Annotated in this window: 15 protein-coding genes and 1 tRNA gene; 5 read left to right on the plus strand and 11 right to left on the minus strand. The window is 71.8% G+C overall.

What is annotated here, in order from left to right; all coding sequences use genetic code 11:
- Nucleotides 1-132 precede the first annotated feature (132 nt).
- Nucleotides 133-3,168, plus strand: coding sequence for an endo-1,4-beta-xylanase (locus AC4D2O_RS09740; RefSeq protein ID WP_490906773.1), 3,036 nt, complete (start codon nucleotides 133-135; stop codon nucleotides 3,166-3,168).
- 118 nt (nucleotides 3,169-3,286) lie between these two features.
- Here the strand turns inward: AC4D2O_RS09740 and purM are convergent, their stop codons facing one another.
- From purM to AC4D2O_RS09770, 6 genes are all read right to left on the minus strand, one after another.
- The gene (gene purM, locus AC4D2O_RS09745) at nucleotides 3,287-4,399 is read right to left on the minus strand and encodes a phosphoribosylformylglycinamidine cyclo-ligase (protein WP_490906775.1); all 1,113 of its coding nucleotides are present in this window, start codon (nucleotides 4,397-4,399) and stop codon (nucleotides 3,287-3,289) included.
- Complete coding sequence (gene purF, locus AC4D2O_RS09750) at nucleotides 4,396-5,955, minus strand: amidophosphoribosyltransferase (RefSeq protein ID WP_490906778.1); 1,560 nt, start codon at nucleotides 5,953-5,955, stop codon at nucleotides 4,396-4,398. The genes purM and purF overlap by 4 nt, the downstream gene beginning before the upstream one ends.
- Nucleotides 5,956-6,071: 116 nt before the next feature.
- Nucleotides 6,072-6,536: a hypothetical protein gene (locus tag AC4D2O_RS09755; protein WP_490906779.1), complete on the minus strand. Its 465-nt coding sequence runs from the start codon at nucleotides 6,534-6,536 to the stop codon at nucleotides 6,072-6,074.
- Between the two features lie 19 nt (nucleotides 6,537-6,555).
- Nucleotides 6,556-8,058 carry a DUF2079 domain-containing protein gene (locus AC4D2O_RS09760; protein ID WP_490906780.1) on the minus strand — a complete coding sequence of 501 codons (1,503 nt, stop codon included), beginning with the start codon at nucleotides 8,056-8,058 and terminating at the stop codon, nucleotides 6,556-6,558.
- Entirely contained in the window at nucleotides 8,055-8,420 is a 366-nt protein-coding gene (locus tag AC4D2O_RS09765; RefSeq protein ID WP_490906781.1) for a sterol carrier family protein, read from the minus strand. Before AC4D2O_RS09765 ends, AC4D2O_RS09760 begins: the two co-directional genes overlap by 4 nt.
- Nucleotides 8,421-8,432: 12 nt before the next feature.
- Nucleotides 8,433-9,437 carry an asparaginase gene (locus tag AC4D2O_RS09770; RefSeq protein WP_490906783.1) on the minus strand — a complete coding sequence of 335 codons (1,005 nt, stop codon included), beginning with the start codon at nucleotides 9,435-9,437 and terminating at the stop codon, nucleotides 8,433-8,435.
- 209 nt (nucleotides 9,438-9,646) lie between these two features.
- On the opposite strand from AC4D2O_RS09770, the gene AC4D2O_RS09775 reads away from it, so the two are divergent.
- Nucleotides 9,647-12,976 (plus strand): S8 family serine peptidase, encoded by a 3,330-nt coding sequence (locus AC4D2O_RS09775; RefSeq protein ID WP_490906784.1) that lies wholly within the window; start codon nucleotides 9,647-9,649, stop codon nucleotides 12,974-12,976.
- 113 nt (nucleotides 12,977-13,089) lie between these two features.
- Here AC4D2O_RS09775 and AC4D2O_RS09780 read toward each other — a convergent pair whose 3' ends face one another.
- Nucleotides 13,090-14,802: a molybdopterin-dependent oxidoreductase gene (locus tag AC4D2O_RS09780; protein ID WP_490906786.1), complete on the minus strand. Its 1,713-nt coding sequence runs from the start codon at nucleotides 14,800-14,802 to the stop codon at nucleotides 13,090-13,092.
- Nucleotides 14,803-14,905: 103 nt separating this feature from the next.
- Between AC4D2O_RS09780 and purD the strand changes: the two genes are divergently transcribed.
- From purD to AC4D2O_RS09795, 3 genes are all read left to right on the plus strand, one after another.
- Nucleotides 14,906-16,198, plus strand: a complete 1,293-nt coding sequence (purD, locus tag AC4D2O_RS09785) for a phosphoribosylamine--glycine ligase (protein ID WP_490906787.1) — start codon at nucleotides 14,906-14,908, stop codon at nucleotides 16,196-16,198.
- Entirely contained in the window at nucleotides 16,195-17,094 is a 900-nt protein-coding gene (locus AC4D2O_RS09790; RefSeq protein ID WP_490906788.1) for a phosphoribosylaminoimidazolesuccinocarboxamide synthase, read from the plus strand. The genes purD and AC4D2O_RS09790 overlap by 4 nt, the downstream gene beginning before the upstream one ends.
- Before the next feature lie 105 nt (nucleotides 17,095-17,199).
- Entirely contained in the window at nucleotides 17,200-20,328 is a 3,129-nt protein-coding gene (locus AC4D2O_RS09795) for a hypothetical protein (RefSeq protein ID WP_490906789.1), read from the plus strand.
- 55 nt (nucleotides 20,329-20,383) lie between these two features.
- Here AC4D2O_RS09795 and AC4D2O_RS09800 read toward each other — a convergent pair.
- From AC4D2O_RS09800 to AC4D2O_RS09815, 4 genes are all read right to left on the minus strand, one after another.
- Nucleotides 20,384-20,457, minus strand: a tRNA-Pro gene (locus AC4D2O_RS09800).
- An 87-nt stretch (nucleotides 20,458-20,544) separates the two neighbouring features.
- A complete protein-coding gene (locus AC4D2O_RS09805; protein ID WP_490906790.1) occupies nucleotides 20,545-22,437 on the minus strand; it encodes an ABC transporter ATP-binding protein in 1,893 nt (630 codons plus the stop codon).
- Nucleotides 22,434-24,269, minus strand: coding sequence for an ABC transporter ATP-binding protein (locus AC4D2O_RS09810; protein ID WP_490906791.1), 1,836 nt, complete (start codon nucleotides 24,267-24,269; stop codon nucleotides 22,434-22,436). The genes AC4D2O_RS09805 and AC4D2O_RS09810 overlap by 4 nt, the downstream gene beginning before the upstream one ends.
- Nucleotides 24,270-24,380: 111 nt before the next feature.
- Nucleotides 24,381-25,328, minus strand: a complete 948-nt coding sequence (locus AC4D2O_RS09815; RefSeq protein WP_490906792.1) for a metallophosphoesterase — start codon at nucleotides 25,326-25,328, stop codon at nucleotides 24,381-24,383.

Here is a 25,328-nt window from a genome sequence, read left to right on the forward strand (position 1 = left end):
GCAACATCCATAGCACCACGCACAGCAGCACCCATAGCACCACGCACAGCAGCACCCACCGACGGCCGCGGAATGTCCGCGGCCGTCGCCCGTGCCCTTCCCCGGGATCCGGGCGAGACATCAAGGAGAACCATGAGACGACGTTGTCTGATCGCAGGAGCCACGGCCTTCGGCCTGGTCGCCGGGGCGGGCGCCCTGGCGCTGCCCGCGGCGGGCGCCGAGGAGCCTACCGTGCTCCTCAGCGAGGATTTCGAGGACGGCGCATTCGGGCCGCTGGTCCCGAACGGCGGAGCCGCGCTGTCGGTCGTCGACGCCGACGGCGACAAGGCGCTGCTGGTCACGGGCAGGACCAACGACTACGACGGGGTGAAGACGCCGGCCGATCTCCTGCAGGCCGGTGGAACCTACTCCTTCTCCGCGCAGGTGAAGCTCTCCGCCCCGGCCGGGACGACGACGTCGGCTCGCTTCGTCGTCGAACCCGCCTACAGCTGGGTGGGCAACACCACGGTGTCGGCCGACGCGTGGACCACGGTGAGCGGGACGTTCAACGCCCCCGCCGGTGCGGACCCGGCCACCCTGCGCGCCTACCTCGGGACCGGAGACCTCGGCGCACCCTACGACTACCTCGTGGACGACGTCGTGATCACCGGTACAGCCGGTCCCGGCGGTGGGACCTGGCAGCCCATGCCGGACCCGGCGTTCATCCCCGGTGGGGCGGCCAACCCCACCACCACGCCCCTCGCCACGGCCCGCGGCACCGGGGACGCCGTCGCCCTCACCTTCGACGACGGCCCCAACCCGGGCGAGACCGCTGCGGTCCTCGACCTCCTGCGGGACAAGGGCATCACGGCGACCTTCTGCATCATCGGGCAGAACGTGCAGGCGGACGGCGGCGCGGACCTCCTGCGGCGCATCGTCGCCGAGGGGCACACGCTGTGCAACCACGGCACGTCCTACGCGGACATGGGCTCGTGGACCCGGGCGCAGGTCGAGAACGACCTGAAGGAGAACCTGCGCATCATCCGTGCGGCCGCAGGCGATACCGCACTCCAGGTGCCGTACTTCCGCGCACCGAACGGCAGCTGGGGCGCCACGGGCGAGGTGGCCGCCGCGCTCGGCATGCAGCCGCTGGGCCTCGGCAACGTCATCTTCGACTGGGACGGCAACGACCTCAGCGAGGCGACCCTCACGGAGAAACTGCGCAGGGCGTTCACACCCGGCGCGGTGGTGCTCGCCCACGACGGCGGCGGAAACCGGTCCAACACGGTGAAGGCCGTGACGACGGTGGTGAGCGAGAAGCTCGCCGAGGGCTGGACCTTCACGCTGCCGCAGGGCGGCGTCGGGGCTGCACCCGTGGAGGTCACCTCCGGCTTCGAGACCGGCACCGACGGCTGGACGGCACGGGGCGACGGCGTCTCCGTCGCCACGAGCAGCGACGCCCGCACCGGCACCGGCAGCCTGCTCGTCACGAACCGCACCCAGCCCTGGCACGGCGCGGCCCTCGACGTCACGGCGGGCCTGCCCGTCGGTACCGCCGTGCAGGTATCGGTGTGGGCGAAGCTCGCTCCGGGCCAGGCGCCGGCGTCGCTCAAGGTGTCCGTGCAGCGTGACAACGGCGGTGGAAGCGCATACGACGGCGTTGCCGGCGCCGGTGCCTCCGTCACCGCCGACGGCTGGGTCCAGCTGAAGGGCACCTACACGCTCGGTGCTGCCGCGGACAAGGCGCAGGTCTACATCGAGGGCCCGGTGGGAGTGGACTTCCTGCTGGACGACTTCAGCCTCGCACCGGTCACCGAGAAGCCCATCCAGACCGACGTCCCCGGGCTGAAGGACGTGCTCGGCGCGGACGGGATCGAGCACGTCGGTGTCGCGATCGATGCCCGGGAGACCGTGGGAACGGCCGCGGACCTCGTGCGGAAGCACTTCAACGCCTTCACCCCCGAGAACGCGGGCAAGCCGGAGAGCGTCCAGCCGGTCGAGGGGCAGTTCGCCTTCACCCAGCTGGACCAGCTCCTGGACTTCGCGGACGCCAACGGCATCGAGGTCTACGGACACGTCCTCGCCTGGCACTCGCAGACCCCGGCGTGGTTCTTCAAGGACGGCACCCGCGACCTCACCAACAGCCCGGCCGACCAGGCGCTCCTGAAGGCACGCATGGAAGCGCACATCAAGGGCATCGCGGACCACATCGACGCCCGCTACCCTGACGGCGACAGCCCCGTCTGGGCCTGGGACGTGGTGAACGAGGTCATCGCGGACGGCGATACGGCGAACCCGCACGACATGCGCGACAGCCGCTGGTTCCAGGTCCTCGGCGAGGGCTTCGTGGACGAGGCCTTCCGCCTGGCGGACCGCTACTTCCCCGACGCAGCGCTGTTCATCAACGACTACAACACGGAGATGCCGGAGAAGCGGGCCGACTACCTCGACCTGATCCGCGCGCTCAAGGCCAGGGGAGTGCCGATCGACGGCGTGGGGCACCAGGCCCACGTGGACGTCGCCCGGCCGGTGCAGTGGCTCGAGGACTCCATCAAGGCCGTCGAGGCAGTGGACCCCGCTCTCCTGCAGGCCATCACGGAACTCGACGTCAACGCCTCCACGGAGAACCAGGGCGCCGATGTCAGCGGCGCTCCCGTGGACCCCTACAGCCCCGCCTTCGAGGACGACGCGGACGCGGCGGCGGAGGTCGGCCACTACTACCGCGACCTCTTCGCGATGCTGCGCGAGCACAACGCGTCCGTGGACTCGGTGACCTTCTGGGGGATCAGCAACGCCCGCACCTGGCTGCGGACCTGGCCCATGGCCCGTCCCTGGGAGCAGCCGCTGCCCTTCGACGACGACCTGCAGGTCACACCGGCCTACTGGGGGATCGTGGATCCGGCCAGGCTGCCCGCCCGGCCCGCCGATGTGCTGCCGCCGCGGATGGCCGACCAGCCGGACGTCACCGCCGTCTCCAGCGGAGCCAGCGGCGCGAAGGTGAAGTACACCCTGCCGTCGGCCATCGACACCCTCGACGGCGCAGTGACGCCGACCTGCGATCCCGTGTCGGGCTCACGCTTCGTCATCGGCGTCACGACGGTCACGTGCACCGCCACGGACGAGGCGGGCAACACCCGCACCAGCTCGTTCGACGTCGTCGTGACCCGCAAGCAGCCCGGGAAGCCCTGACCGGTCCCGCCTGCGCGACGAAGCCCCTGTCCTCCTCCGAGGGCAGGGGCTTCGTCGTGCTGTCGGCCCGGCTGACGGGGGGGCGGTCAGTGAAGGTGCCGGTCAGTGCAGGTGCCGGTCAGGCGTAGGCGCCGACCAGCCGCACCGATCCGCCGTCGACGCCCTTGGCGCCCTGCACGTAGTCCGGGCCGTCGGTGCTGCCGCCGCTCGCGGACCGGACGCCGCCCATGACCCAGGACGGCACGCCGGCGGCGTTCAGCTGGGCGAGGGCCGCATCGGCGCCGGACGCACCGACGACCGCGACCATGCCCACCCCGAGGTTGAGCGTGCGCTCGAGGTCCGGCAGCGGCACGCTGCCGAGCTGGGACACGAGCGTGAAGATGGGCGGGAGCTCCCAGGTGGACCGGTCCACCGTGGCCTCGAGTCCGCGGGGCAGCACGCGGGCCAGGTTCGCCGCGAGGCCGCCGCCGGTGACGTGGCTGAAGCCGTGCACCTGCGCCACGTCGTTGCGGGCGAGCGCGAGGCAGTCGGCGGCGTAGACGCGCGTGGGCTCGAGGAGTTCCTCGCCGAGCGTCCTCCCCAGCTCGGAGACCTGCCGGTCGAGCGCCCACCCGGCCTGGTTGATGACCCGGCGCACCAGGGAGTAGCCGTTGGAGTGGAGGCCCGAGGACGCCATGGCGATGACGACGTCGCCCTCGCGGACACGCTCCGGCCCGAGCACGCGGTCCGCCTCGACCACGCCGGTCGCGGCGCCCGCGACGTCGTACTCGTGCTCACCGAGCAGGCCGGGGTGCTCCGCGGTCTCCCCGCCCACGAGGGCGGTGCCCGCGATCGAGCAGCCGGCCGCGATGCCGCGGACGATGTCCGCGATGCGCTCGGGGACCACCTTGCCGCAGGCGATGTAGTCCGTCATGAACAGCGGCTCCGCACCGACCACCACGATGTCGTCGACCACCATCCCCACGAGGTCGATACCGATGGTGTCGTGGATGTCCATGGCCTGGGCGATGGCGACCTTGGTGCCCACGCCGTCGGTGGACGTCGCGAGGAGCGGCCGCGTGTAGGTGAGGAGGCGGGAGACGTCGAAGAGCCCGGCGAAACCGCCCACCCCGCCGACGACCTGCTCGCCGTGGGTGGCACGGACGGCGTCCTTCATGAGCTCGACGGCGCGGTCACCTGCCTCGACGTCCACTCCTGCACTGGCATACGTGATGGGTCCGGACACGCTCATACCCGCTCTTTCTTGTCTTCGTCGGTCAGGACGGCTTCGAACTCGGCGTCCGGCCCGGGGTCGCATCCCGTGGCTCCGGCCTTGTCGGCGGGGTCCAGCCGCTCGAGCAGGTTCTTGCCCAGGCGGTCGTCGTCGGGCAGCGGGATGGGGTAGGTGCCGGTGAAGCACGCCGTGCACAGGCGCTCGCGCGGCTGCTGCGTGGCGTCGATCATGCCGTCCTCCGAGATGTACGCGAGGCTGTCGGCGCCGATGGACGCGCTGATCTCGTCGATCGCCGCACCGTTGGCGATCAGCTCGGCGCGGGACGCGAAGTCGATGCCGTAGAAGCACGGCCAGCGGACGGGCGGCGAGGAGATCTTGACGTGGACCTCCGCAGCCCCCGCTTCCCGCAGCATGCGGACGACGGCGCGCTGCGTGTTGCCGCGGACGATGGAGTCGTCCACCACGATGATGCGCTTGCCGCGGATGACGGACTCGAGGGCGTTGAGCTTCAGGCGGATGCCGAGCTGGCGCAGCGTCTGGCTGGGCTGGATGAACGTGCGGCCCACGTAGGCGTTCTTCACGAAGCCGTGGGCGAAGGGGATCCCCGACTCCTCGGCGAAGCCGACGGCTGCGGGGGTGCCGGACTCGGGGACCGGGATCACGATGTCCGCGACGGCGGAGTTCTCGCGGGCCAGCTGCCGGCCCATCTCGACGCGGGACTCGTAGACCGAGCGGCCGGCGATCGCGGCGTCGGGCCGGGCCAGGTAGACGTACTCGAAGACGCAGCCGGCGGCGGTCGGGGAGGCGAAGCGGCTGCTGCGCACGCCGTCCTCGTCGATGGCGATGAACTCGCCTGGCTCGATCTCGCGGATGAAGCTCGCGCCCACGGTGGCCAGTGCCGCCTGCTCGGAGGCGACCACCCACCCGCGCTCGAGGCGGCCGAGGACGAGAGGGCGGACGCCGTAGGCGTCACGCGCCGCGTACAGGGTCCCCTCGTCCATGAAGACGAAGCAGAACGCGCCGCGGATGCTCGGCAGCAGCTCGAGGGCGGTCTGCTCGAGGGAGCGGTCGTCGTCGCCGTCGAGGAGCGCGGTGACGAGGGCCGTGTCGGTGGTGTTGCCCTGCGCCATCTCACCGGCACGGGGCTTGCCCTGGCGGGCGAGGACCATCTGGTAGAGCTCGGCCGAGTTGGTGAGGTTGCCGTTGTGGGCCAGGGCGACGGTGCCGGCGGCGGTGGCACCGAGCGTGGGCTGCGCGTTGGCCCAGTGCGACGAGCCGGTGGTGGAGTAGCGGCAGTGGCCGACGGCGATGTGCCCGGTCAGCGTGTTCAGCGTGGACTCGTCGAAGACCTGGGACACGAGGCCCATGTCCTTGTAGACGTTGATCCGGCGACCGTCGCTCGTGGCGATCCCCGCCGATTCCTGGCCGCGGTGCTGCAGCGCGTAGAGGCCGTAGTAGGCGAGCTTGGCCACCTCCTCACCGGGGGCCCAGACACCGAAGACGCCGCAAGCGTCCTGTGGTCCTTTTTCGCCGGGGAGAAGATCGTGGGAGAGTTGTCCGTCACCGCGCACCATGCGGTCATTCTCTCACGGCGTGCGGGGGCCGTCGGCGCGGATCTGCTTTCCGCCGGACCCATGCAGCCCTGCCGCCTCGGGCGCGACCCGCGTCCCGCGCCCCCGGTGGTCCCGTGTCAGGCGGCGGCGGCGTCGTCGTCGTACGTGCGCTCCGCACGGGCGCGCTCGGCGCGCCTGACGCTCCGGCGGTCGACGACGAGCACCAGCAGGGCCGCCAGCAGGAGCCCGGGCAGGGCGAAGGCCACGGTGAAGAAGCCGAGGATCGACTCGCGCGTGAGGGTGGGATCCTCCGGGCCGGTGTAGGCCACGACGAGCGCCGCGAGGAACCCGAGGAACGCGCCGAGCAGCATGAACGGAACGAACTTCGGTGCCCTCCGGATGGTCACCTCCCGGTAGGCGGGCTCTGCGGGAGGCTGTGCCTGGGTCTGTCCCTGAGTCTGTGCCTGGGTCTGTCCCTCGGCGGGTACGGCCCGGTCAGCGGGAGCGGGCTGACCGTCCGCCGGGACGGCGCCGCGCGTGTCGGGCTGCTCGGGCGTGCTGTTCGGCGGCTCGGGGGCGCTGCTGGGCTGCTCGGAGGTCATGCTTCAAGGCTAGCGGGCGTCAGCGTTCGAGCCGGACGAGCTGGTAGCCGGCCTCGCTGAACACGAGTGTGTAGTCGGACCCTGGATAGTGCGCCTCGGCGTGCGCCTCGGCGTCGCCCGGCCGGACGGCGCCCCAGCTCCAGTCGTCGGCGTCGACGATCAGGTAATCCGGTGCCGGATTGGTGTTGCCCAGCCAGTACACGCGCGTCTCGGGGGCGAGGTACGCCATGAGCACCACCCCGCTCTCCACCGTGGACCCGGCGGGGATGAGCTCCATCATGCGGTGGGCGGCATCCCACCGCTCGGACGGCCGGTAGGTCGCCGGGTCGGCGAGGACCGCGAACTTCTGGGCCGGCAGGAGCAGGAGGCAGGCGACGACGGCGGCGGGGACGCCGACGAGCGCCGTGGTCCGGATCCATGCGCGCGGACTCGCCCGGAGGAGACGGACGCCGTCCACCAGGGCCAGGAAGAGCACGGGCATGAGCACCGCGCTGTAGTGCCACTCGGGGCCCCAGTACCATTCCTCGTTCGACGCGAACCGCCACAGCAGCGTCGGCGCGAGCACGAGACCGAGCGGGGAGCGGAGGAACAGGAGCCCGCCGGCGAGCAGGAGCAGCAGCAGCGTCTCGTACTTGGCGCCACCGGAGACGAGGCCGACGACGGCGCCCGCGGGATCGCCGAGCATCGCGCCCACGTCGATGCGGTCCGAGTAGTCGTACTGTCCGGCGGCGTTGAGGGCGGGCAAAACCAGGCGGACGGAGACGATCAGCCACAGGGCACCCCAGGCGGTCAGCCACAGTCCGGCCACCGTCCGCAGCCGCCAGGCGAGCACCAGTCCCAGTGCCATCACGGTCAGTCCGAGGTCCTCCTTGACGAAGACGAGCAGCCCGCCCCACACGACGGCGGGCAGCACGCGCCGCATCAGGACGGCCTCCAGGCTCAGGGCGAGGAGCGGGACGGCGAAGGCGATCTCGTGGAACTGTGCGGCGACCGCGGACTGGAGACCCCAGGACAGGGCGTAGGCGATCCCGACGGCCAAACCGGACCTCGGCCCGATGAGCCGCATGCCCGCGCGCGCGACCACGGCCACCGACAGTCCGAAGAGGAGGTTCTGGACGATCAGGAGGGTCAGGCCCGACGGCGCGAGCGCGTAGGCGGGCGCCAGCAGGACGAGCAACGGATGGAAGTGGTCGCCGAGGAGATTGAAGCCCTCACCCTTGATCGGCACGATCGGGGCGCCGAACCCGGCGTAGGCCTTCGCGAGCTGCGTGAAGATCCCGAGGTCCCAGGACGGTGAACCGAGCTGGTTCCACTGGGTGACGGAGAAGACGGTGTAGAGGGCGGCCGCGGCGAGACCGGTCAGCCACGCTGCGGGAGGCTGGCGGCGCACCGCCGCCGAGGTCCGCACGCGGAGCCTCCGCAGTCGGTCCTCCGCGCCCGTCGCCCCGGAGCCGCGCCTCGGCGCTGCCGGTTCGCCCGGATCTGCCGGTCGGCGCGGGTCCACCGAGCGGTCGGTGCTCACGCGCGGCGCCCGAAGAGGGGGAGCCATGCGCTGAGGTCGGCGCGCTGTCCCGATGCCGCCACCTTGCCGGCAGCGACCGCCGCCGGCCAGTCCGTCCCGCCGGTGACCAGGGCGAGCCAGGTGGCCGCGTCCGTCTCGACGACGTTCGGCGGAGTGCCCCGCGTGTGGCGGGGGCCCTCGACGCACTGGGTCACGCCGAAGGGCGGTACCCGGACCTCCACGCTGTTGCCGGGCGCCAGTTCGGCGAGCTCCTCGAGGGCGAAGCGCACCGCGGTGGCCAGCTCCGCCCGGGCCGCCGAACCGTCGGCCACCTGCGCGAGGGCCCGGTGGCCGTCCTCAGCGGTGATGCGTCGCCGTGCCACGGTCCTGCCGGCCTAGTCGAGCAGCGCCATGACGGGGGCGGCGAGCCGCAGGCTGCCGACCGGGCGGCCGCCGCCGAGAACCGGCGGGACCACCTTGGCGAGCACCTCGCCCACCTTCCCGGCGTCGATCGCGCCGGAGGCGGCGAGGAGCGTCAGTCCCACGAGGGTCGCGGCACGGGAATTGCCGTCCAGGACCTTGAGGGCCAGCGACGCTCCGGTGGGCGCGGCCAGGACGAGGACGCCCTCCGCCCCGCTCTTGGCGATGACCCCGAGATCCTCCATGACCACCGAGTTCTCCCTGCCTTCGCCGTGCACGGCCCAGGGGTAGTCGAGCATCGCGGTCGCGATCGTCGCGGCCCGCGCATCCGCGTGCTTGTCGGAGGGGGCCTTGGCGATCCTGCCGATACCGCGCGCGAGGCCCGTCAGCGAGACGGCGGCCACGGGTGCGCCGCAGCCGTCCACGGCCCAGGCCGCCACGGTCTCCTCCGTGTACTCCTCGATGACCGAGGCCACGGACCGCTGCAGCGGGTGCGTGGGCTCGAGGTAGGTCGCCGTGTCCCAGCCGTTCTCCGTGCACGCCCAGAGGAAGGCGGCGTGCTTGCCCGAGCAGTTGAACGCGATGCGCTGCTTGCCCTTGCCGTCGCGGACGAGGCCGTTGCGGGCCTCCTCGTCCTGGGGCCAGTCCGCGGGGCACTGGAGGTCGTCCTCGGTGACGCCGGCGGCGTCGAGCATGGTGCGCACCACGTCCATGTGACGATCACTGGCCACGTGGCTCGCCGCGGCGAGCGCCACCTGGGGGCCGCGCAGCGGTACGCCGGCCTTCATGCTCGCGAGCGCCTGGAAGGGCTTGAGGGTGGAGCGCGGGAAGACCGGGCTCGTGATGTCCCCGAGTTCGGTCACGACGGTGCCGTCGGCGGCCAGGACGACCGCGGCGCCCACATGGCGGGACTCGATGAAACCGTTGCGTTCGAGGACGGCGAAGTCCACGGCGTCGGCCGTAGTGAAGGTGGAGGGCATGTCTCCAGTATTCCCTACCCGTTGACTCTCCCGCCCCCAGCCGCGACAGTAGGAACACTTCGCTTCGCCCCTCACGGGACACGTCTGGTCGCGGCTGGTAGCGCCTTCTTCGATACATCACCCATAGGTCTCTCGGCGGTACCGGCGGGCTTCCCCGGGTCCCGGTCTCCGCCCGGTCAGCACGATCGATCCCCACGGAGGAGAGCAGCATGAGCAAGTGGAACCGCCGGGCCGGAACGGCAGCGCTCGCAACGCTCACCGGCATCGTTCTGGCAGCGGGCACGGTGACCGCCGCCCCGGCCGTGGAGGGCGTGCCGCAGGAGGCGCCGACCGCGCAGGGCCTCGGCCCGTTCGCCCGACCGGACCTCGAGATCTCGCAGGACCTGCAGACCCGGAGCGGGCCGGTCTCCGTCTTCGTCCAGTTCGAGGGCGCAGGAGCGTTCGAGCAGACCCAGCCGGCGGACGTGCGTGCCGGTCTCACCGCGCCCGTGCCGAAGGTCGCCGAGGTGCAGGGCATCCGGGCCGGCATCGAGGCGCGGGCGGCGCAGGTCACGGCGGCAGCCGGCGCAACCCGCCTCTACACCACCACGGACACCATCCCCGGCGTCGCCATCGTCGGTGACGCGGCGCAGATCCGCGGACTGGCCGCCCGGCCCGACGTCCGGAAGATCACCGGGATCGTCCCCAAGACGCTGGACAACAAGGGCGGAGCCATCGACACCGAAGCCCTTGCGTCCTGGGTCCAGCGGGACCAGACCGGCAAGGGCGTCACCATCGCCGTCCTCGACACCGGACTGGACTACACGCACGCCGGCTTCGGTGGCCCCGGTACGATCGAGGCCTTCAACGCCGCGAAGGCCTCGACCACCCTTCCGGACGACTCCTCAGGCCTCTACGATCGCGCGAAGTTCATCGGCGGCTACGACCTCGTGGGAGACGCCTACAACGCGGATCCGTCGTCGCCGACCTATAGCCCCGTGCCGGTTCCCGATACCAACCCCCTCGACTGCGAGAGTCACGGCTCCCACGTCTCCGGCACCGCCGCCGGCTACGGCGTCAACGCCGACGGCACCACGTTCCGCGGCGACTACTCGAGCCTCACCGCCGAGCAGGTCAACGCCATGCGCATCGGTCCGGGTACCGCGCCGGAGGCAGGGCTCGTCAGTCTCCGCGTCTTCGGGTGCGAAGGATCGAGCGAACTCGTCGGTCTCGCCCTGGACTACGTCCTCGACCCGAACCAGGACGGCGACTTCTCGGACCGCGCGGGCATCGTCAACATGTCCCTCGGATCGAGTTTCCCCGCGTACGACGACCCCGAGATCGACATCGTGAACAGCCTGACCGATCAGGGCATCCTGTCCGTCGTCTCGTCCGGCAACGGCGGGGACGTCTTCGACAACGGCGGGACGCCCGGCAGCGCGGGATCGGCCCTGACCGTCGCCAACTCGATCGGGTCCCAGGTCACCCTGGACGGGGTGGACGTCCTCGCCCCGACCGACGTCGCCGGCCGTGCAGCCGGCCAGTACAGCGCCGACTTCGCCGGCTACGCGACGGCCACCGAGGAGCAGCTGACGGGCGACGTCGTCGCAGCGCCCGCTGCCAACAGCTTCGGCTGCACACCCTTCGACCCGGGATCCCTCGCGGGCAAGTGGGTCTGGCTGCAGTGGGAGGAGAACGGGGCGATGCCCTGCGGCTCGCGCGTCCGGTTCGACAACGCACAGGCCGCCGGTGCCGCAGGCGTCGTCCTCGACTCGCCCCGATCGGTCTTCGTCGCCGGTATCGCCGGCAACGCGGGGATCCCGGGCGTGCAGCTCAATGCGGCGTCCTCCGACAGGCTCCGCCCCGCCGCCACCGCGGGCACGCTCCGGATCCGTCTCGCGGCCGGACTCCAGGGCACCTCGATCGGGGCATCGGACGCGCTCGACACCCTGAGCGCCAGTTCGTCACGCGGGGTCCACGGCTCCAACGGCGTGGTCAAGCCCGACGTCGCAGCACCCGGCACGTCCATCGGCTCGGTACAGGTGGGCACGGGGAACCTGCCGTCCGTGAAGACGGGCACCTCCATGGCCGCACCGAACGTCGCCGGCATCGCCGCGCTCGTCCTGGCCGCCACGGGCTACGACCCCTCGCAGGTCAAGAGCGTCATCATGAACACGGCGACGCACGACCTCCTCACCGCCGGCGGCGTCGTCCACGCCCCGAACCGCACCGGGTCCGGGCGCGTGGACGCACTCGACGCCCTGAACTCGACGTCGCTCGCCTACGCCTCCGAGGACCCCGCGCTGACCACTGTGGTCTTCGGCGTCCTCGAGGTCGGCGCCGACCCTCTCGCGCTGACCCGGCAGATCACCGTCGAGAACCGTTCCGACGCCCCGGTGCGCTACACGGCCCAGTACCTCGCGGCCACCACCATGCCGGGCGTCGACATCTCGGTCACCGCCACCGGTAACGGCACCGCCACGGCGGATGTCCCGGCCGACGGCTCGGCGACGTTCGACGTCGTCCTGACCATCACCGATCCGACGCAACTGGCCAAGACCCTCGATCCGGCCGCCGAGCGGGTGCAGCTCGGCCTCCCGCGCCAGTACATCGCGGACGCCTCGGGACGCGTGCAGTTCACCAGCGACACCGCGTCGACGCTCCGGGTCCCTGTCCATGCAGCGCCGAAGCCGACAGCCGACCTCAGCGCCGGCACGGTTCTCGCCTTCGACACCCCGGCCGACCTCGAGACCGACCTCGTGTTCACGGGCCGCGGCCTGCTGCAGGGCGGCGTCGACTCGCTGTACGCATCGGTCGCCTCCCCGTTCGTCCTCGGCGCCGAGAGCGCCCGCCAGGAGTCGCTGCCGCTCGAGTCGCTGTACTCCCTCGACCTGAAGTCCGTGGGTGCGTCGTCGACCGTCCCCGGCGTGGTGGCGGCCGGCGGCACTCCCCTCGACGGCACCGTGTCCTTCGGGATCAGCACGTGGGCCAACTGGAACACCCTCTCGAGCGCACCCCAGATCGTCGTCGAGATCGACACGGACAACAACGGCGAGCCGGAGTTCCTCGCGCGGACCGGCCGCGCGGCGGACGTCGACCTGGTCCTGTTCAACGTGTACCCGGTGGGCGACGACGGATCGGTCGGCGCCGTCGCCGTCGGTGGCAGTGCGGCCAACAACGTGGCCGGCAATGTCGACACGAACCTGCTCGACACGAACGTGGTGACCCTGCCGCTCCCGGTGGCGGCGCTGGGCCTCGATCCCGCGGCGCCGGCGGGCGGCACCATCTCCTACCGCGTGAGCACGTCGAGCGCGTTCAGCGTCGACGAGTCGGGTGCGGCGGTCCCGGTGGACGTGACGGACTGGATCCCGTTCAGCATCACGCAGCCGGCACTGTGGTTCGAAGGCAACGCCTCCGACACCAGCTTCATCGTCACCGATGGATCGTCACTGCGCGTCCATCGGACGGCCGGGGACACCACCAGCCGGGCACTCTTCCTCCATCACCACAATGCCTCCGGTGACCGGGACGAGGTCCTCGCCGTCGAGTCCGGTCAGTAGGGGCGGCGGGCGCCGGGCGCGAGGAGGCACTTCCACCTCCCGGCTGCGCCCACCGGAGGGAACGGACATCCGGTGGGCGCAGGCCTCGGGGTGTCGCTCCGGGCCCTGGAGGCCTACTCGACCGTGAACTGCACCGTCTGCCAGCCCGACGCGCCGTCCGGGACGGTGTCCGCGCGCTCCTCGGTCTGGAGCCCGTCGACGCGGTCCGTGGCCCGGGCCCGGACGGTGTGCAGGCCGGACTCGAGGGTGAGCTCGTGCGACCACTGGCGCCAGGTGTCCACGGACGCCTCAGCCGCGAGGGTCACGTCCTCCCAGTCGCCGCCGTCAACCGAGACCTCGACCTTCGTGATGCCGCGCTGCTGCGACCAGGCGACACCGCCGATCATCACGGAGCCGCTGTCGAGCGAGGCGAAGGGCTTCGGGACCTCGACGCGGGCCATGGTCTTGATGGGGCCCTTCTCGGACCAGCCGCGGTCCGTCCAGTACGCCGTCCTGTCCGCGAAGCGGGTCACTTCGAGGTCCACCACCCACTTGGTTGCGGACACGTAGCCGTACAGGCCGGGCACCACCATGCGGACGGGGAACCCGTGTTCCACCGGCAGCGGTTCGCCGTTCATGGCGATGGCGAGGATGGCGTCTCGGTCGTCCTGCAGGACGGGCAGGGGCGTGGAGGCGCTGAAGCCGTCGGAGCTCGTGGACAGGACCATGTCGGCCCCGTCGAGGGGCCTCGCCCGCGCCAGGACCTCGCGGAGCGGGTAGCCGAGCCACTTCGCGTTGCCGGCGAGGAATCCGCCCACCGGATTGGACACGCAGGTGAGGGTGAGGTGACGTTCGATCAGCTCGGCGTCGAGGAGGTCCTGGAACGAGAGTTCGAACTCCTCCTCGACCATGCCGTGCACGCGCAGTGCCCAGTCCTCGGTGGTGAGCTGCGGGACGCTGAGCGCGGTGTCGATGCGGTAGAAGTCGCCGTTCGGGGTGATGAACGGCGTCACGCCCTCGACGGGGGACTGCACTCCCGCGGGGAGGGCGGCTGCCGGGCTGGCCGGGGCGGGGAACTGCAGGCCCTCCCGCACGGCGGCGATGTTGGTGCGGGTTGCCGCGAGGAGGCGTCCGCCACCCGCGGCCGCTGCTGCGACGACGGCGGTGACGCCGGCCGCGGCGAAGAACCCGCGGCGCGAGGTGGCACGCACGGTCGCAGGAGGGGCGGCAGCGGTCGCGACGGCCGTCGCCGCCGATCCTGCCCGGGAGGGGTCGATGTCGTCCGCGCGGGACCCGGTGATCGAGGCGTGCTCGTCGGAGAGGTCCCCGGACCGGTCACGCCGGGACGCTGCGGGAACAGCGGAGGGTGCGGAGGGTGCGGAGGGTGCGGCGGCGGCGTGGCGCAGACGTGCGATGAGCCATCGGAGGGCGAGCAGGCCTGCGGCGGTGCCGACCACGGTCGGGACGGCGTCGGGCAGGGAGGCTCCGGCACGGGTCAGGACGCAGGCCAGGATGATGGCACCCATGAGGACCACGCCCGCCACGCCGAGGGCCCATCTCCGGAACGCCACGATGCCGAGCACGGCCGCCAGGAGAGTGATGGTGATGCCCATGCCGACCAGCAGGGCCAGCTTGTCGTTGGTGCCGAACGTCTCGATCGCGAAGTCCTTCATCCAGGGCGGGGTGAAGTCGATGAAGGTGGAGCCCATCGCGATGACCGGGGTGGCGCTGGCGCGGAAGAAGGCGCCCGTGAGCTCCGCGATCCCGAGCACCACGCCCGCGGCGAGGATCCCGGCCAGGGCGGCGAGGAGGGACGTACCGCGGCGGCGCTCGGTGAGGTTGCTCATGGAAAGTATTCGGAGAGCGGTGGAGGGGGTATGGGTACAGGGGCCGCCGTAACAGTGGATCCCCGGGCGTGCTGCGGTGTGCCCTCCAGTACGCTTTCCTACTGTGAAGGTTCTCGTACTGGGCCCCGGCGGCCGCGAACACGCCCTCGTCCGCGCCCTGCTGGCCGACCCGTTCGTCCGGGAGGTGCACGCGGCTCCCGGTAATGCGGGGATCGCCGAGGACGTCCCCACCCACGACATCGATGCGAACGATCCGGCGGCCGTCACCGGCCTCGCGCGCACGCTCGGCGCCGACCTCGTGGTCATCGGCCCGGAGGCACCGCTTGCCGCCGGCGTCGCCGACGCCCTGATCGATGCCGGCATCCCCGTCTTCGGTCCCACGAGGGCCGCCGCGCAGCTCGAGGCGTCCAAGGCCTTCGCGAAGCAGGTCATGGCCGCCGCCGGGGTGCCCACCGCGATGGCCCGCGTCGCAGCGACCGACGAGGAGGCGAGCGAGGCGCTGTGCACCTTCGGTGCCCCCTACGTGGTGAAGGACGACGGCCTCGCCGCGGGCAAGGGCGTCGTGGTGACCGACGACCTCGAGGCCGCCCGCGCCCATGCCTCGGCGTGCTTCAGCGCCGGCGGCACCGTGGTCGTCGAGGAATACCTCGACGGCCCCGAGGTCTCACTGTTCGTGCTCTCCGACGGGCGCACCGTGGTGCCGCTCGCCCCCGCACAGGACTTCAAGCGCATCCACGACGGCGACCAGGGGCCCAACACCGGCGGCATGGGTGCCTACTCGCCGCTCGAGTGGGTCCCGGCGACGCTCGTCGAGGAGGTGCTCACCCGCGTGGCGCAGCCCGTCATCGACGAGATGGCGCACCGCGGGACGCCCTTCGCCGGGGTCCTCTACGTAGGCCTCGCCCTCACCTCGCGGGGTCTGCGCGTCATCGAGTTCAACGCGCGCTTCGGCGATCCCGAGACGCAGGCCGTCCTCGCCCGCCTCACGACGCCGCTCGGCGGGGTGCTGCTCGCGGCCGCCAAGGGCACGCTCGACCAGATCGACCCGCTCATGTGGTCGCCGCAGGCCGCCGTCGCCGTCGTCCTCGCGTCCGAGAACTATCCCGACACCCCCGCGACCGGCCGGCGTGTCCGGGGCCTGAAGAAGGCCGCGCGCGTGGACGGAGCGCACGTGCTGCATGCGGGCACGAGGCTCGACGACGGCAGGGTGGTCAGCGCCGGGGGGCGGGTGCTCGCCGTCGTCGGGCTCGGCGACTCCCTCGAGGACGCGCGGGCCACGGCGTACGAGGGACTCTCGCGCATCGAACTCGAGGGCGGGCAGTCCCGCACGGACATCGCACTCGAGGCGGCGCGGGCCGGGGTCGCCGTCAGCGGTCCCGCGGGAGCGCCGGCGTGAGCGGCTTCGCCCCTCCGCACCCTGAGCTGCCGGGCTGGCGGCACGTCTACTCCGGCAAGGTCCGCGACCTGTACGAGCCCGAGGACGGACCCGACGACGTCGTCCTGGTGGTCGCGAGCGATCGCATCAGCGCCTACGACCACGTGCTCGCCACGGAGATCCCCGACAAGGGGCGCGTCCTGACGCAGCTCAGCCTCTGGTGGTTCGAGCGGCTCCCCGGCATCCCGAACCACGTGGTCGCCGCCGATGTGGCCGGCGGGGTGCCGGCGGCGGTCGAGGGCAGGGCGATGATCTGCCGGAAGCTCATCATGTACCCGATCGAGTGCATCGCCCGCGGCTACCTCACGGGCAGCGGGCTGCTGGAGTACAGGGCCTCGCGGACGGTCTGTTCGCTGCCGTTGCCAGAAGGGCTCGTGGACGGCTCCCGCCTGGATCCCGCGCTCTTCACGCCGTCGGCCAAGGCCGAGGTGGGCGAGCACGACGAGAACATCTCCTACGACGCCGTCGTGATGGCCGTGGGCGACGACGCCGCGGCCCAGCTGCGCGCCCTCACCCTCGACATCTACACGCGGGCCGAGGCCATCGCCAGGGAGCGCGGGATCATCCTCGCGGACACCAAGGTGGAGTTCGGGCTCGATCCCGCGACGGGCCGCATCACGCTCGGCGACGAGGTCCTCACGCCCGACTCCTCGCGGTTCTGGGACGCCGCGCTGTACGCGCCGGGGCAGGCGCAGCCCTCGTTCGACAAGCAGTTCGTGCGCGACTGGCTGACCTCTGACGCCTCCGGCTGGGACCGGCACTCCGAGCCGCCGGCACTGCCCGACGACGTCGTCGAGCGGACGCGTGCCCGCTACATCGAGGCGTACGAGCGCCTCACGGGCCGCACCTTCGCCTGACGCCGGCACCCTCTGCTGGGCCGACTAGCATAGGGCTGCCACGCCTCATCCGACGGCGGGCACGTCTGTGCGCACGGGGCGTGCGACGGCTGGGGGAGGAGCGCGGTGCAGCGGTTCGAGGAGTTCGTCATCACCCGGTCCGGCACCCTGCTGCTCGACGACCCCCGGGCACTCGCGGAGGCCTGGCGGGCGTGGGCCACCCTCTTCGATCCCGGTGCGGCGGAGCCCGCGCAGGACGACTTCGCCGGCCTCGCCCGCCGCCTCGCCCGGCGGCTCGCCGACGCCGATCGTCCCGGGTCCGCGGTCCGCACCACTCCGCTCGCGTCCTGGCGGTTCGCCGGACGGTTGCGGACCTACCAGGCCGACGTCCTCGAGCGCGTGCCCGTCGTCGCCGGTGAACCCCTGCACATCGTCGCCCCGCCGGGCTCGGGCAAGACTCTGCTCGGCCTGCTGCTGGCCGCGCGCCACGGTGCCCGCGCCGTCGCCCTCGCGCCGACGGCCACGATCCGCTCCCAGTGGGCCCGCACCGCCGAGGGCCTCGAGGGCGCGGCAGGAGCCGTGTCCGAGGACCCGCACCGGCTCGGCGACCTGACCGCCCTGACCTACCAGATGCTCAGCGTGGTCGAGGGAGGGAACCCGCTCACCGATCTCGCCATGGCCGAGTGGGCCCGGGAGCTCGTCACCGGAGGGCGCAGCGAGGCAGCTGCCGGGCGCTGGATCGAGGACCTGCGCACGGCCAACCCGCGCGCGTTCCGTGACGGGATCCAGCGCCGCTCCCGCAGGCTCCGGCGGCACCTGGCGCAGGAGGACGCGGACGTGCTGGCGACGGCGCTGCATCCCAACGCCCTCGAGCTCGTGGACCGGCTCGTCGCGCACGGCGTCGGGACGATCATCCTCGACGAGTGCCACCACCTCCTGGACCACTGGGCACTGGTCGCCGCCTACCTGGCCTCCCGCATCCGTGCTGCCGGGCGCACGCCCCTGCTGATCGGCCTGACGGCCACGCTGCCGTCCCCCGAGGACGGGAGGGCCTACGACACCTACGAGGCGCTGCTCGGCGAGGTGGACTACGAGGTGCCGACCCCGGCCGTCGTCAAGGAGGGCAACCTCGCCCCCTACCGCGACCATGTCTGGTTCGTGGAGCCGCTCGAGGACGAGCTGACGTTCCTGCGCGAGCACGAGCGGCGCCTCGCCGACCTCGTCCGCGACCTCCTGGCCGGGCACGACGGCGTCGCCCACCTCGCGGCGCTGCTCCAGCCGTCGATCGGGACGGCCGATGGCGGCGACGGGCGTGCCGAGCAGCGCCTCGCCCGCGCCTTCGCCGACGACTTCGCGCTCGCGGAATCGGCGGCCCGGATGCTGCTCTCCCTCGCGCCGGAGCATCCCCTCGAAGCGTTGCTGCTCGACGACCTCCACGCACCCCCGGAGACCGAGCAGAGCGTGCGCCTGCTCGCCCGTTACGCGCTCGACCGGGTGCTGCCCGACACCGCGCGGACCGACCAGTGGGACCGGATCAGGCGGACGGTCGCCGATTTCGGCTACACGCTGACGGACCGCGGCATGCGGCGGGGACGGGACCCCGTCGACACCCTCCTCGCGTCGTCCGCGGCGAAGGACGCCGCGGTGGGCGACATCCTGCGCCTCGAGCTCCAGCAGCCCACCGGCGGGCTCGTGCGCGCCGTCGTGGTGACCGACTTCGCCGTGCACGGGAACAAGCGCGGTGCCGTCGGGCCGGCGGCAGGAGCGCTCCGCGTGTTCGACTCCGTCGTGGCCGACACGACCCTCGCCGGCCTGCGCCCCGTCCTCGTCACCGCACAGCATCTCCGGATCGCCGCGGCCGACGCCGGCATCCTCGTGCCGGCGCTGTCGGAAGCCCTCGACGCCGACGTCACCGCCACCCCGGTCGACGGGTCGCCGGGGGTCCTCGAACTCGACGCGGCGGGCCGGGGCTCCGCCGCCGTCGTCGGTGCGGTGTCCGCCCTGCTCACCCGGGGGCAGGTGCGGGTGGTGGTCGGCACCCGCGGGCTGCTCGGGGAGGGGTGGGACTGCCCGGCGGTCAACACGCTCATCGACCTGACCGCCGTCGCCACGTCGTCCTCCACGCAGCAGCTCCGCGGGCGCACCCTCCGCCTGGACCCGGCCTGGCCGGAGAAGGTGGCCCACAACTGGGTGGTCACGGCCGTGATCCCCGCGAGGATCGGCCTGGTGTCCGCGCCCGACGTCCGCCGGATGACCCGCAAGCACGATCGCGTGTGGGGTCTGCGGCGTGAGGACTCCACCCAGGTGGTGCGCGGGCCCTCGATCGCGCTCAGCGACGAGCAGGCGGCCCGGCTGCGCGCCCTCGAGGGCAAGGACCGCCGGCAGAGCGTGGACGGCATCAACGGGAGCACCGCGGAAGCCCTGCCGTCGCGTGCGGACAGCTACCGGGCGTGGCGGATCGGGGAGCCCTACGCCGACCGTGAGGGAGCGTCAGCCGTCCTGCCCCGGGCCCGTCCGAGGGCCTTCCGGACCGGATGGACGCTCCAGCTGATCCTCGCCGGGATCCTGGCCACGCTGGTCGTCGTCCTGTACCGGTTCGGAGGGCTGCTCCTCGAGCTCTGGCAGTCCCACGTGGCGGCAGGCCTCGCCGGCACGGCGCTCACGCTCGGCCTTGCCGGCTGGCTGGCCTGGCCGCTGTGCCGGCAGTTCGGCCTCGCCGCGCGGCAGGCCTTCGGCACTGCCGAAGCGTACCGTCGGGTGGTCCGCGTGACCGCGGACGCGCTCCACGACGCCGGGCACGTGCCGGCCTTCGGCGACGGGGACATCCGGGTCACGCCCGAGAAGAGCGGCGAACTGGTGCTGCGGTTCGAGATGGAGGTGGTCGGCGGCTCGGCCACCGAACGCCGGGTGGTCGCGACGGCGCTCGCCGAGCTGTTCGGGCCCGTCCGCACACCGAGGTTCCTCCTCCGGATCGGGCGCGGTGAGCCGGCGTCCGTTCGTCGGCAGCCCCTCCTGCAGCTCGGCCTGTGGGTGGCCCATCTGCTCACGCCCCGGGAGGTGGTGCTGCCGGTGCCGTCCCTCCTCGGACGCCGGCGCGCCGACGCGGAAGCGTTCGCCCGGAGGTGGCGCGGGACGATCGGTGCCTGCGCGCTGGTCGAGGTCGACTCCCCGGAAGCGCTCGCGCTGCTGACACGGGCCCGGCGGGGCACGGCAGGATCGTCCGAGCGGCCCTTCGTCCGCGAGCACTGGTCCTGAGGACACGAGAGAGGCCCGCCGGCTGGTGCCGGCGGGCCTCTCTCGTCCTGCAAGGTCGGGGTGACAGGATTTGAACCTGCGGCCTCGTCGTCCCGAACGACGCGCGCTACCAAGCTGCGCCACACCCCGGTGTCGCACCCGGGAGGTCGAACCTCCCGAACCGCAACTGTCCAAGAATAGCGGAGGATCAGCGGCGAGGAAAACCGGCGGCCGGGCTCACACCAGGGAGTCCTTCCACGCAGCGTGCAGCGTCGCGAATCTGCCCGTGCCACCGATGAGGTCGGCGGGCGTCCCGTCCTCCACCACCCGGCCGTCGTGCACCACGAGCACGCGGTCGGCGATCGCCACGGTGGACAGCCGGTGCGCGATGATCAGCGCCGTCCGGTTGCCGAGGAGTTTCTGCAGGCCCTCCTGCACGAGCCGCTCACTCGGGATGTCGAGCGAGGACGTCGCCTCGTCCAGGATCAGCACGGCCGGGTCGGCGAGGAACGCGCGCGCGAAGCTGATGAGCTGCCGCTGTCCCGCGGAGACGCGGCCACCGCGCTTGTTCACGTCCGTGTCGAAGCCCTCGGGCAGGTCGAGGATGAACTCCTCGGCCCCGACGGCCCGCGCCGCCGCGACGATCTCCTCCCGGCTCGCCTCGGGCCTGCCCAGGGCGATGTTGTCCGCCACGGACCCGCTGAACAGGAAGGCCTCCTGCGTCACCATGACGACGGCGCGCCGCAGGTCCCTCGGTGCGAGATCCCTGAGGTCCACGCCGTCGAGCGTCAGCCGGCCCTCGGACACGTCGTAGAAGCGGGCGATGAGCTTGGCGAGCGTCGACTTCCCGGCGCCCGTCCGGCCCACGAGGGCGACGGTCTGCCCGGCGGGGATGGCGAGGTCCAGGGTGGGCAGCACCACGGGGCCCTCCCCGTAGCGGAAGCTGACCTCGTGGAAGTCGATGGCCCCGCGGGGGTGGGGCAGCGGGACGGGATGCTTCGGCGGCCGTACGGTCGGCACCTCCTCGAGCAGCCCCGAGACCTTCTCGAGCGCCGCGGCGGCCGACTGGAACGAGTTGTAGAACATGGCCATCTGGTCGACCGGCTGGAAGAACCGCTTGCTGTAGAGGAGCAGTGCGAGGAGCGCGCCCACCTCGAGCGTGCCACCGAGGACCCTGAACCCGCCGAACAGCAGCACGACGGCCACGGTCACATTGCCGATCAGGACGAGTCCGGGCTGGAAGACGCCGTTGAGGTTGATGGAGCGGACGGTGACCGTGCGGTAGTCCTCGGCCAGCTCGTCGTACCGCTCCGCGTTGACTGCCTCCCGTCGGAACGCCTTCACGGCGCGGATGCCGGTCATCGTCTCGATGAAGTGGACGATCAGTCGGGCGGACACCACCCGGGACTCGCGGTATGCGATCTGGGAGTGCTTCTGGTACCAGCGGGCGAGGAGGAACATGGGCACGGCCGCTGCCAGGATCAGGAAGCCGGTCCGCCAGTCGAGGGCGAAGATGGTGGCGGCCGTGAAGAGCATGAAGATGGCCCCGGAGGCGAGGGAGCTGACGCCCGAGTCCAGGAGCTCCCGCAGCGCCTCGAGGTCGGAGGTCTGCCGCGAGATGATGCGCCCGGAGGTGTACTTCTCGTGGAACTCGAGGCTCAGCCGCTGCGTGTGGCGGAAGACCCGCAGCCGCAGGTCCAGCAGCATGGCCTGGCTGAGCTGTGCCGTCGCGCGGACGTAACCCGCCGTCAGGACCGAGGCGAGGACCGCGGCCAGGAGGTACGTGCCACCGGCGGTCCACAGCAGGAGGGGATCACCTGCGAGGAGGGCGGGCAGGGCGCGGTCGATGCCGAAGGCGATGATGGCCGGGCCGGCCACGCGGGCCGCCTGCGAGACGACCACCAGCAGGACCGTCCAGACGAACTGCCGGCGGTTGGGCCGGATGAGGGAACCGAGGAGCGTGAAGGACCGCGCGCGGACGGACCTGCTCCGGGCCCGGTCGAGGAGGACGTCGTCCTCGTTGAGGACACCGGCCGACGTGGTGTCGTCTGTGCCTGTGCCTGTGCCTGTGCCTGTGCCCCTGCCCTTGCGCCTGGGCGCCTCGTCGGGCGTCGCCGTGGTGCGGCTCATGCCAGCGCCTCCTCGTCGTCGTGGGCGGGTTGGTGCGCGGGCTGCGCGGTGCGTCCCAGCTGGGCGATCTCCTCGTCGTCGAGGCTCGCGATGACGTACCGGTAGTGGTCGTTGCGGGCGAGCAGCTCGGAGTGCGTGCCGACGTCGGTGATCCGCCCGTCCTGCAGCAGGGCCACGCGGTCCGCCAGGGCCACGGTGGAGGGCCGGTGGGCCACGATGAGCGTGGTCGTCGTGCTGAGCATCGCACGCAGGGCTTCCGAGACGCGTTCCTCGGTGGCGACGTCGAGCGCCGAGAGCGGATCGTCGAGGACCAGGACCGTCGGTCGCGCGGCGATCGCTCGTGCCAGGGCGATGCGCTGGCGCTGGCCGCCGGAAAGGCTGAGCCCCTCCTCGCCGATGAGCGTGTCCAGTCCCTCGGGCAGGTCGTAGGCGAACTGCGCCTGCGCCACCTCGAGGGCCTCGGAGAGGATCCGGTCGCCCTCCGCGCCCGTGGCGTCGGAGCCCATGAGCACGTTGTCGCGGACGGAGCTGGAGAACAGCGTGGTGTCCTCGAACGCCACGGCCACGAGCGTGCGCAGCTCCCCGAGGGTGAGCTCGCGCAGGTCCACGCCGTCGATGCTGATGCTGCCGCCCGTGACGTCGTAGAGGCGCGGCACGAGCTGGAGGAGGGTGCTCTTGCCGCAGCCCGTCACGCCCACGAGCGCCATGGTCTCGCCGGCACGCAGGGTCAGGTCTATCCCGTCCAGGACGTCGCCGGCGTCCTCCGGGGCGTCCGGGTAGCGGAAGTGCACGGCGTCGAACACCACGGCGCCGCGCGGTTCCCCGAGGTGGACCGGGACGGCCGGGTCGGTGATGGTGTTCTCGGACTCCATGACCTCGTAGTGGCGGTCGATGGCCGTCTTCGCCGTGAACGTCATGGCGAGCAGCGGACCGATGAACTCGACCGGTCCGGCGACGGCCGCTGCCGTGGCGAAGAACGCCACGAGCGCGCCGATGCTGACGTCGCCGCTCGCGGCGAGCATGATGCCGACGACGAGGGACGCGCCGAGGGCGAGCTCGGGCAGCAGGGTCACGATCATGGAGAAGTTCGCGAGGGACCTCGCCTTGAAGATCTCCGTCTGCCGGAGCTCCTCGGCCTGCTCCTCGAAGTCCTCCAGCGCCTCGCGGCTCCGCCCGAACGCCTTGAGCACTCGGATGCCGTGCACCGACTCCTCGACCGTCGTCGCGAGGTCGCCGGCCTGGTCCTGGCTCTTGCGGGAGACACGGCTGTAGGAGGCGCGGAAGTAGTAGCCGTAGATGATCAGCGGCACGGCGGCCGCGAGGAAGATCAGGGCCAGCACCCAGCTCATGAAGAACATGATGACGACGCCGATCACGACCGTCAGCGAGGTGACCACCAGCATGATGAGGCCGAAGGCCATCCACCGGCGCATGAGGTTGAGGTCGCTCATGGCGCGGGAGAGGAGCTGGCCGCTGCCCCAGCGGTCGTGGAACTCGACCGTCAGATTCTGCAGGTGGCGGTAGAAGGACGTGCGCATGTTCGTCTCCACCGTCGTCGCCGGGGTGATGACGAACTGGCGCCGCAGCGCCACGAAGGTGGCCTCGAGGACCCCGAGGAGCAGCACGACGCCGGAGGCGATCCACACCGTGCGGGCGGACCCGCCTTCGGCCAGTGCGTCGTTGACCAGCACGCGGAGCACCTGGGGGATGGCGAGGGCCATCACGCTCGCCCCGAGGGCGCACAGCAGCCCGAGGACGAGCCTCGGGATGATGGGCCGGACGTGCGGATAGAGCCGGCCGAGCGATTCCCACAGGGTGTTCTGGTTCTTCATGCCATCTCTTCGGTGATCGATGGTGATTGGTGTCCCTCAGCAACCATCCTAGGTCAGGAGGACTGTAACGCCGATCACGTTACGGGAACCCGAAGAAGCAGGAAGGAGTGGCTAGCGCGGGCTCCGGGGAGTAAGGGTCAGGAGGACCGCCTCCGGCCGGCAGGCGAAGCGGATCGGCGCGAAACGCGACGTCCCGATGCCCGCCGAGACGTTGAGGGGAACGGAGCGGCCGTTCTGCTCCCACTGCGTGAGCCCTCGGGCGCGCCAGGTGGGCAGGTCGCAGTTGCTGACCAGGGCTCCGAAGCCCGGCACGCAGACCTGGCCGCCGTGCGTGTGGCCGGCGAGGATCAGGTCCGCCCCGCCGTCGGTGAAGTAGTCCAGCACGCGCTGGTAGGGCGCATGGGCGACGGCGACGCGGATGTGGGGTGCCTCTGCCGAGGTGCTGCTGCCCGAGGGGTAGGGCGCGTACCGGTCGCGGTCGAGGTGCGGATCGTCGACACCCGTGAAGTCGATGCGGAGGCCGCGGAAGCCGATGGACTGCGACCTGTTGGTCAGGTCCACCCACCCGCCGGCACCGAAGGCGCTGAACATGTCGGCCCACGGCAGATCCTGCGGCGCGGACTCCTTGGGAGCGATCGACGGGCCGGCGAAATAGCGCAGCGGGTTCTTGAACATCGGGGCGTAGTAGTCGTTGGACCCGGGCACGAAGACGCCGGGCACCTTCAGGAGCGGCTCCAGCGCTTCGAGGAGCGGTCCCACGGCCTTCTTGTGGCTCAGGTTGTCACCCGTGTTGACCACGAGATCGGGGTTCAGGCCTGCGAGGCTGTGCAGCCAGTCCGCCTTCGACTTCTGCCCGGGCACCATGTGGATGTCGGAGAGGTGCAGCACCCGCATGGGGGAGGTGCCCTGCGGAAGGATCGGGAGGGTCTCCTCCCGCACCTGGTACAGCGTGCGCTCCACGGTCGAAGCGTAGGCGAGGGTCGCGGCCGCGGTGGTCAGGGCCAGCCCTGCCGCCCAGCCGAGCGGTGCCCCGCTCCGGGATGTGGAATTCGATTTCAC

This window comes from Arthrobacter sp. TJ-238 (assembly GCF_058269215.1).